This is a genomic window from Streptomyces sp. 1114.5 (assembly GCF_003635085.1).
In the GTDB taxonomy this organism is placed as follows: Bacteria; Actinomycetota; Actinomycetes; order Streptomycetales; family Streptomycetaceae; genus Kitasatospora.
On sequence record NZ_RBXE01000002.1, the window covers coordinates 1343216 to 1350000 of the forward strand.

The following is a 6785-nucleotide window of genomic DNA, read 5'->3' on the forward strand; positions in this document are numbered from 1 at the left end:
CCGCCGGCCTCAGCCCTGGAGCCGCCCCGAGGCGACCACCCGGCTGAGGAACCGCCGGGTCCGCTCCTCCCGCGGATCCCCGAACACCTGCTCAGGCGGCCCCTGTTCGAGCACCACCCCGCCGTCCAGGAAGCAGACCTGGTCGGCGACCTCGCGCGCGAAGCCCATCTCGTGGGTGGAGATGACCATCGTCATCCCCTGCTCCTTGAGGTCGCGCACCACCGAGAGCACCTCCCCGACCAGCACCGGGTCGAGCGCCGCGGTGATCTCGTCCAGGAGCAGCAGCCGGGGTCCGGTGGCCAGCGCCCGCACGATGGCGACGCGCTGCTGCTGCCCGCCGGAGAGCCGGTCCGGGTACTCCTTCGCCTTGGCCGCCAGCCCGAGCCGGTCGAGCAGTTCCAGCGTCCGAGCCTCGGCCTCGGCCCGCGCGACCCCGTGCACCCGGCGCGGCGCGAGCGTGATGTTCTCCAGCACCGTCATGTGCGGGAACAGGTTGTACGACTGGAACACCACCCCGATCCGGCGCCGCACGGCGTCCTCGTCCGCACGCGGATCGGTGATCTCCTCGCCGTCCAGGAAGATCGCGCCGTCGTCCAGGCTCTCCAGCAGGTTGACGCACCGCATCAGCGTGGACTTCCCGGAGCCGGACGCCCCGATCAGCGCCGTCACCGAGTGCTCGGGCACGGCGAGGTCCACGTCGCGCAACACCACCTGCCCGCCGAAGGTCTTGCGCACCGACTCCAGCCGGAGCACTTCGGTCCCGGGGCCTCCGGCCGTGGTCATACCGCACCTCCCTGGAACTGCCGACGGTTCATCCGGGCGGTCAGCCAGTCGGCGAACCGGGTCAGCGGAATGGTCAGCACGATGAACACCAGCCCCGCCAGCAGGTACGGGGTGAAGTTGAACGACCGGGCCGCGATGATCTTCGCCGCGTACACCGCGTCGATCGCGCCGCCGATCGAGACCAGCCCGGTGTCCTTCTGCAGGCTCACCAGGTTGTTCAGCAGTGGCGGCACCACCCGCCGGACGGCCTGCGGCAGCACCACGTACCGCATCGCCTGCGCGTTGGTCAGCCCCAGCGAGCGCGCCGCGGCCCGCTGGCTCGGGTGCACCGACTCGATGCCGGAGCGGAACACCTCCGACACGTACGCCGAATACGTCAGCACCAGCGCCACCCCGCCCAGCAGCAGCGGATCGGTGGTCACCCCGGTCAGCCGCAGCGCCGGCACCCCGGTGATCATCACCAACAGGCAGATGATCATCGGCAGCCCGAGGAAGAAGTCCACGTAGGCGGTGGCGAGCAGCCGTACCGGCAGGAACACCGGTCCGCGCAGCGTCCGCAGCACCGCCAGCAGCAGACCGAACACCAGGATCAGGACCCCGCAGCCGAGCATCAGCTCCAGGTTGAGCCGAAGCCCCTTCAGCACCTCGGGAAACGCCCGGCGGGCATAGTCGAGGTTGAAGAAGGTCCGCCGAGTCACCTCCCAGCCGGGGGAGTTGACGATCAGCAGGTAGAGCGCGACGGCCGTCGCCAGGGTGGAGGCGGCGGCGATCAGCGCCGACCGTCGGGCCCGGGCGCGCCGGTACGCCTCGTGGGCCAGCCGCCGCTCGGACGGGCGGTAGCCGTCGTCCAGGGGCCGGCCCTTCGCACCGTGCGCGACCTCCCCGCCCACGCCCTCGCCCAACTCCCCGCCCAAGTCCCCGCTCAGTCCGGGGCTCATGTCAGCGCTCACTTCAGCACCGGTGCCGAGACTGCGTCGGAGAGCCACTGCTTCTCCAGCTTCGCCAGCGTGCCGTCCGCACGCAGCGCGTCCACCGCCTGCGACACGCAGCCGGTCAGCTTGGAGCCCTTGTCCAGCACCAGGCCGAACTGCTCGCCCTGCGAGGCCGACTCGAACTGGCCGACCACCTGGGCCTCGGGCACCTCGGCGCCGGTGATGTAGAAGGCGGTCGGCAGGTCCACCACCAGGGCCTCGACCTGGCCGTTCTTCAGCGCGGCCTTGGCCAGGTCGTTGGAGTCGAAGACGGCCGGCTGGCTGCTCGGCTTGATGGTGTTGGTGATGGTGTCCAGGCTGGTGGTGCCGACCTGAGCGCCGAGCTTGGCGCCCTTGAGGTCGGCGATGGTCCTGGCGCCCGCCGCCTTGGAGTTCTTCAGCGCGATGACGGCCTGGCGCACGTCGTAGTAGCCGGAGGAGAAGTCCACCGCCTGCTTGCGCTCGTCGCTGATCGACACCTGGTTGATGTCGAAGTCGAAGTCCTTGGCGCCCGGCGCGGTCGCCTTGCCGAACGGCGCGACCACCCAACTGACCTTGTCCTTGGGGTAGCCCAGCTTCTCCGCCACCGCGTAGGCCACGGCGGACTCGAAGCCCTTGCCGTTCTCCGGCTTGTCCTCGGAGAACCACGGGTCGTACGCGGGCTTGTCGGTGCCGACGGTCAGCGTCCCGGCCGTACGGGTACCCAGCGCGCCCGGCGCGCAGCCCGCCGCCGTGCCGGCCGCACCCGAGGCGCCGGAGGCGGCGTCGGACGTGGAGTCCTGCGGGGCGCACGCGCTCAGTGCGGCGGCGGCGACCAGAGCGACGAGGGGCAGTGCGACGGACGGCTTGCGGAGGGTCATGCGGGGCTCCATGAGGAAGGAAGGACCGGGCAAGGAGAGCGGGACGGGAGCTGCGGGCGGCACGAGCAGCGCGACGGGGCGGCCTGGTCGGCCGGGGCCCGGCGGATCACTTCCCCCGGTGGCGGCGCCGGAACACACACGGCATGGTCGGCGTACGGGTCCACGTCCGCGGCGCCGTCCGGCTGGGGGCGTCGGCCGGATCAACAACAGCGGCGGCAGCGACAGCAGCGGCAGCAGAGTCCGCGCGCGCGACAGCGACAGCCGACGTGCCGATGCGAGGGCACCCGGACCGGGCTGTTGTGGCGTACGGCCACCGTGATCACCGCCGGGAACATGCGGGGAGGTTCGCATCAGAGCGGCGCATCTGTCCAGAACATCCAGATCACTGTCCACATGCCGGACAACCGGCCTGTCGGCGAAGGTTTTCGGGCCGGAGTGGCAGTGCGCCGCAGCTTTGCCTGTCCGGGCCCCCTTGAACGGGAGAACCTTTCGTACTTATGGTGTCCTCGTTGAAATAACTCCTGTCGAAGTGAGTCCACGATGCAGAATCTTTCGCCAAGGCTCGCTGCGGCGGCCGTCGCCCCGGTCTCGACCTTCGCCGGCCACCCGGCCTGGCTGCGCCTGAAGGAGGCCGTCGAGACGCTGCGCCCGCTGCAGTCCAAGGACGGCTCGATCGACCTGGCCGCCGTCCAGCGGCACACCGTCGACCCGCTGGTCGCCACCGTCCGCGGCGCCGTCGAGGAACTCGCCCCGAACTTCCCGCACGACGCCGCCTACCTGGCCGCCGTCGACGCCGACCTCGCGAAGTGGGCCGACACCGGCTACCGCGAGCCCGACTTCCTCGACTCGCTGCTCGCCTTCCAGCCCGCCGACCAGCGCGAGGACGGCCTGGAGCACCTGGTCGTCTTCCCGATGTACACCCAGAACGGCAACCCGGACCGCAACCTGGAAGCCGTCCTGCTGCGCGTCGTGTGGCCCGACTGGCTGGCCGAGCTGGAGCGCACCCGCTTCGACAACCCGATGTTCGTGCCGATCACCTTCACGGACTTCACCGCCGGCTACGACACCAACTCCGCCGTCCTCTTCCCCGAGACCGTCGCCGTGCGCAAGGCGCCGGAGCGGTTCACCTGGGGCGGCATCTTCTGCGACCGCGAGGCGGCCCGTTTCCGCGCCGTCACCACCAGCGCCGTCCAGCAGCTCGGCCTGGAGATCCCGGCCGACGCCGAGGGCCTGCTGCAGGACCAGCAGCGCGCGCAGGAGACCTTCGTCCTGTGGGACCTGGTCCACGACCGCACCCACAGCCACGGCGACCTGCCGTTCGACCCCTTCATGATCAAGCAGCGCAGCCCGTTCTGGATGTACGGCCTGGAGGAGCTCCGCTGCGACCTCACCACCTTCAAGGAGGCGGTGAAGCTGGAGGGCGAGGGCAACCCGCACGCCCGCGACGTCCAGTACGCGATCCTCTTCGACCGCCTGTTCCGCTTCCCGGTCAGCGGCGACCGCGTGCGCAACTACGACGGCCTCGGCGGCCAGCTGCTCTTCGCTTACCTGCACAAGCACGACGCGCTGCGCTGGCGCGACAACCGCCTGAGCATCGACTGGGACCGCGCCCAGCAGGTCACCAACGCGCTCTGCGGCGAGATCGAGACCCTGTACCGCGACGGCATCGACCGGCCCAAGCCGGCCCACTGGATCGCCGCCTACCAGCTGGTCTCCCGCTACCTCACCCCGCACCCGGCCTCCACCTGGGCGAAGGGCCCCGAGGCCCTGCCGCTCGACCTCATCGACGGCAAGGCCCTCAACAAGGCCCTGTGCGACGCCGTGCTCCCGGACGAGTTCCCGCTGAGCATGTTCTACGAGGCCCTGTCCAAGAAGCTCCGCGGCGTCATCGCCGCCACCGCCGGCATCACCGGCGCCGGTATCCAGGGAGTCGCCGCGTGACCACCTCCACCAACGCCCCGCTGGCCGGCAAGGTCATCGCCGTCGCCGGAGCCAGCGGCCCGGCCGGCCGCGCGGTGCTGCGCCGCCTCACCGCCGACGGCGCCACCGTGATCGGCGCCGACATCGACGCCCACCGCCTGGAGTCGGCCCTGGACGCCACCCGGGTGGCGGTCCGCGGAGCCAAGGTCAGCGGCCAGGTCATCGACCTGCTCGACCCGCAGGAGGTCCACGACTGGGCCGACCACCTGGAGTCCGAGCACGGCCACGTCGACGGCCTGTTCCACCTGGTGGGCGGCTGGCGCGGCAGCAAGACCTTCTTCGACTCCCGCCTGGACGACTGGGACTTCCTGCACGACACAGTCGTGCGCACCCTCCAGCACACCTCGCTGGCCTTCCAGCCCGCGCTGGTGCGCAGCCCCGCCGGGCGCTACGCGATGATCTCCGCCGCGGCCGCGCACAAGCCCACCGCCGGCGGCGCCGCCTACGCGGCGGCCAAGGCCGCCACCGAGGCGTGGACCCTCGCCATGGCCGACTCCTTCAAGAAGGAGACCACCTCCCCGGACGGCGAGCCCACCGCCGCGGCTGCGATCCTGGTCATCAAGGCGCTGGTCAGTCCCGAGATGCGGGCCGAGAAGCCGGAGGCGAAGTTCGCCGGCTTCACCGACACCGCCGACCTCGCCGAACACCTGGCGGGCCTCTGGGACCGCCCCGCAGCAGAACTGAACGGACAGCACCTGTGGCTGACAGCCCGATGACCGACCTCACCCGTACGGACGCGGTACGGCGGCACGACCCCGCCGTCCGCGGCTTCGCCAGCGACAACTACGCCGGCGTGCACCCGGAGGTCCTCGCCGCGATCGTCCTCGCCAACGACGGCCACCAGGTCGCCTACGGCGAGGACGACTACACGGTCAACCTCCAGGAGGTCTTCCGCCGCCACTTCGGCGAGAAGGCGGAGGCCTACCCGGTCTTCAACGGCACCGGCGCCAACGTGGTCGCCCTCCAGGCGCTGCTCCCGCGCTGGGGCGCCGTGGTCTGCGCCGAGACCGCCCACATCAACGTGGACGAGGGCGGCGCCCCGGAGAAGATGGGCGGCATCAAGCTGCACACCGTCCCCACCCCGGACGGCAAGCTCACCCCCGAGCTCATCGACCGGCAGGCCTGGGGCTACGGCGACGAGCACCGCGCGCAGCCGCTCGTGGTGTCCATCACCCAGAGCACCGAGCTCGGCACCGTCTACACCGTCGAGGAGATCCGCGCGATCACCGAGCACGCCCACCAGCTGGGCATGCTCGTCCACATGGACGGCTCCCGGCTGGCCAACGCGGCCGCCTCGCTCGACAAGCCGCTGCGCGCCCTCACCACGGACGTGGGGGTCGACGTGCTGTCCTTCGGCGGGACGAAGAACGGCCTGCTGCTCGGCGAGGTCGTGGTGGTGCTCAACCCGGAACGGGTGCGCAACATCAAGTACCTGCGCAAGACCTCCATGCAGCTGGCCTCGAAGATGCGCTTCGTCTCGGCCCAGTTCGAGGCCCTGCTCTCCGGTGACCTCTACCTGCGCAACGCCGGCCAGGCCAACGCCATGGCCAAGCGCCTGGAGGCGGCGGTCCGGAAGGTCGACGGCGTCGAGATCGTCCGCCCGGTCCAGGCGAACGTGGTGTTCGCGATCCTCCCGCGCGACGTGAGTGAGCGGCTCCAGAAGCGTTACCGCTTCTACTTCTGGAACGAGCACACCGGTGAGGTCCGCTGGATGTGTTCCTTCGACAACACGGAGGCCGACGTCGACGCCTTCGCGGCGGCCCTCGCCGAGGAGATGAGCCACCGCTGACGGTGCTCGAACAACGAATCGCCCCTGCCCGGGAGTCCGGGCGGGGGCGATTTGCATGGGGCGGGTCGGTCCCCGTACAGTTCCGGAGTCGCCGCGGGAGACCGGGGTGGCAAGCGGAAAGCGAATCCGATGAATGAAGCTCCGGAAAACGGGGCGGAAAACGTCTGATAAGCTGGAAACACGAATGAACGAAGCCCGGAGGGTCCGCTGGAAGGCGGTCCGAAGGAAGCGTCCGTTCCTTGAGAACTCAACAGCGTGCCAAAAGTCAACGCCAGATATGTTGACATCCCCGGCCTCAGGTTTCCTGGGGTTGGAGATTCCTTTTGAAATAACACTAGCGAGGACGCAGTGCGCGGGATCACCCTATTCCGGTGGTTGCCGTGCCGCTCAACGCGAGTGCCG

The 6785-nt window shown here is 70.2% G+C and carries 6 protein-coding genes; 3 read left to right on the forward strand and 3 right to left on the reverse strand.

Annotated features, from left to right (window positions below; translation table 11 throughout):
* Window positions 1-9: 9 nt before the first annotated feature.
* Genes BX285_RS29145 through BX285_RS29155 form a run of 3 tightly spaced genes read right to left on the reverse strand, consistent with a single transcriptional unit; the run spans window position 10 to window position 2626 of the window.
* Window positions 10-783 carry an amino acid ABC transporter ATP-binding protein gene (locus BX285_RS29145; RefSeq protein WP_121178728.1) on the reverse strand — a complete coding sequence of 258 codons (774 nt, stop codon included), beginning with the start codon at window positions 781-783 and terminating at the stop codon, window positions 10-12.
* Window positions 780-1721, reverse strand: a complete 942-nt coding sequence (locus tag BX285_RS29150; RefSeq protein ID WP_121178729.1) for an amino acid ABC transporter permease — start codon at window positions 1719-1721, stop codon at window positions 780-782. Before BX285_RS29150 ends, BX285_RS29145 begins: the two co-directional genes overlap by 4 nt.
* Window positions 1722-1729: 8 nt before the next feature.
* Window positions 1730-2626 carry an ABC transporter substrate-binding protein gene (locus BX285_RS29155; protein ID WP_097235168.1) on the reverse strand — a complete coding sequence of 299 codons (897 nt, stop codon included), beginning with the start codon at window positions 2624-2626 and terminating at the stop codon, window positions 1730-1732.
* A 528-nt stretch (window positions 2627-3154) separates the two neighbouring features.
* On the opposite strand from BX285_RS29155, the gene BX285_RS29160 reads away from it, so the two are divergent.
* The 3 genes from BX285_RS29160 to BX285_RS29170 are packed head-to-tail and all read left to right on the forward strand — an operon-like array spanning window position 3155 to window position 6383.
* Window positions 3155-4555, forward strand: a complete 1401-nt coding sequence (locus BX285_RS29160; RefSeq protein ID WP_121178730.1) for a DUF6421 family protein — start codon at window positions 3155-3157, stop codon at window positions 4553-4555.
* Complete coding sequence (locus tag BX285_RS29165; protein WP_097235166.1) at window positions 4552-5310, forward strand: SDR family NAD(P)-dependent oxidoreductase; 759 nt, start codon at window positions 4552-4554, stop codon at window positions 5308-5310. The genes BX285_RS29160 and BX285_RS29165 overlap by 4 nt, the downstream gene beginning before the upstream one ends.
* Window positions 5307-6383, forward strand: coding sequence for a low specificity L-threonine aldolase (locus BX285_RS29170; RefSeq protein ID WP_097235165.1), 1077 nt, complete (start codon window positions 5307-5309; stop codon window positions 6381-6383). Before BX285_RS29165 ends, BX285_RS29170 begins: the two co-directional genes overlap by 4 nt.
* Window positions 6384-6785 lie beyond the last annotated feature (402 nt).

Bases quoted from the DNA above. Each gene is read 5' to 3' on its own strand.
- BX285_RS29145 (WP_121178728.1), bottom strand. From the start codon at position 783: ATGACCACGGCCGGAGGCCCCGGGACCGAAGTGCTCCGGCTGGAGTCG.
- BX285_RS29150 (WP_121178729.1), bottom strand. From the start codon at position 1,721: ATGAGCCCCGGACTGAGCGGGGACTTGGGCGGGGAGTTGGGCGAGGGC.
- BX285_RS29155 (WP_097235168.1), bottom strand. From the start codon at position 2,626: ATGGAGCCCCGCATGACCCTCCGCAAGCCGTCCGTCGCACTGCCCCTC.
- BX285_RS29160 (WP_121178730.1), top strand. From the start codon at position 3,155: ATGCAGAATCTTTCGCCAAGGCTCGCTGCGGCGGCCGTCGCCCCGGTC.
- BX285_RS29170 (WP_097235165.1), top strand. From the start codon at position 5,307: ATGACCGACCTCACCCGTACGGACGCGGTACGGCGGCACGACCCCGCC.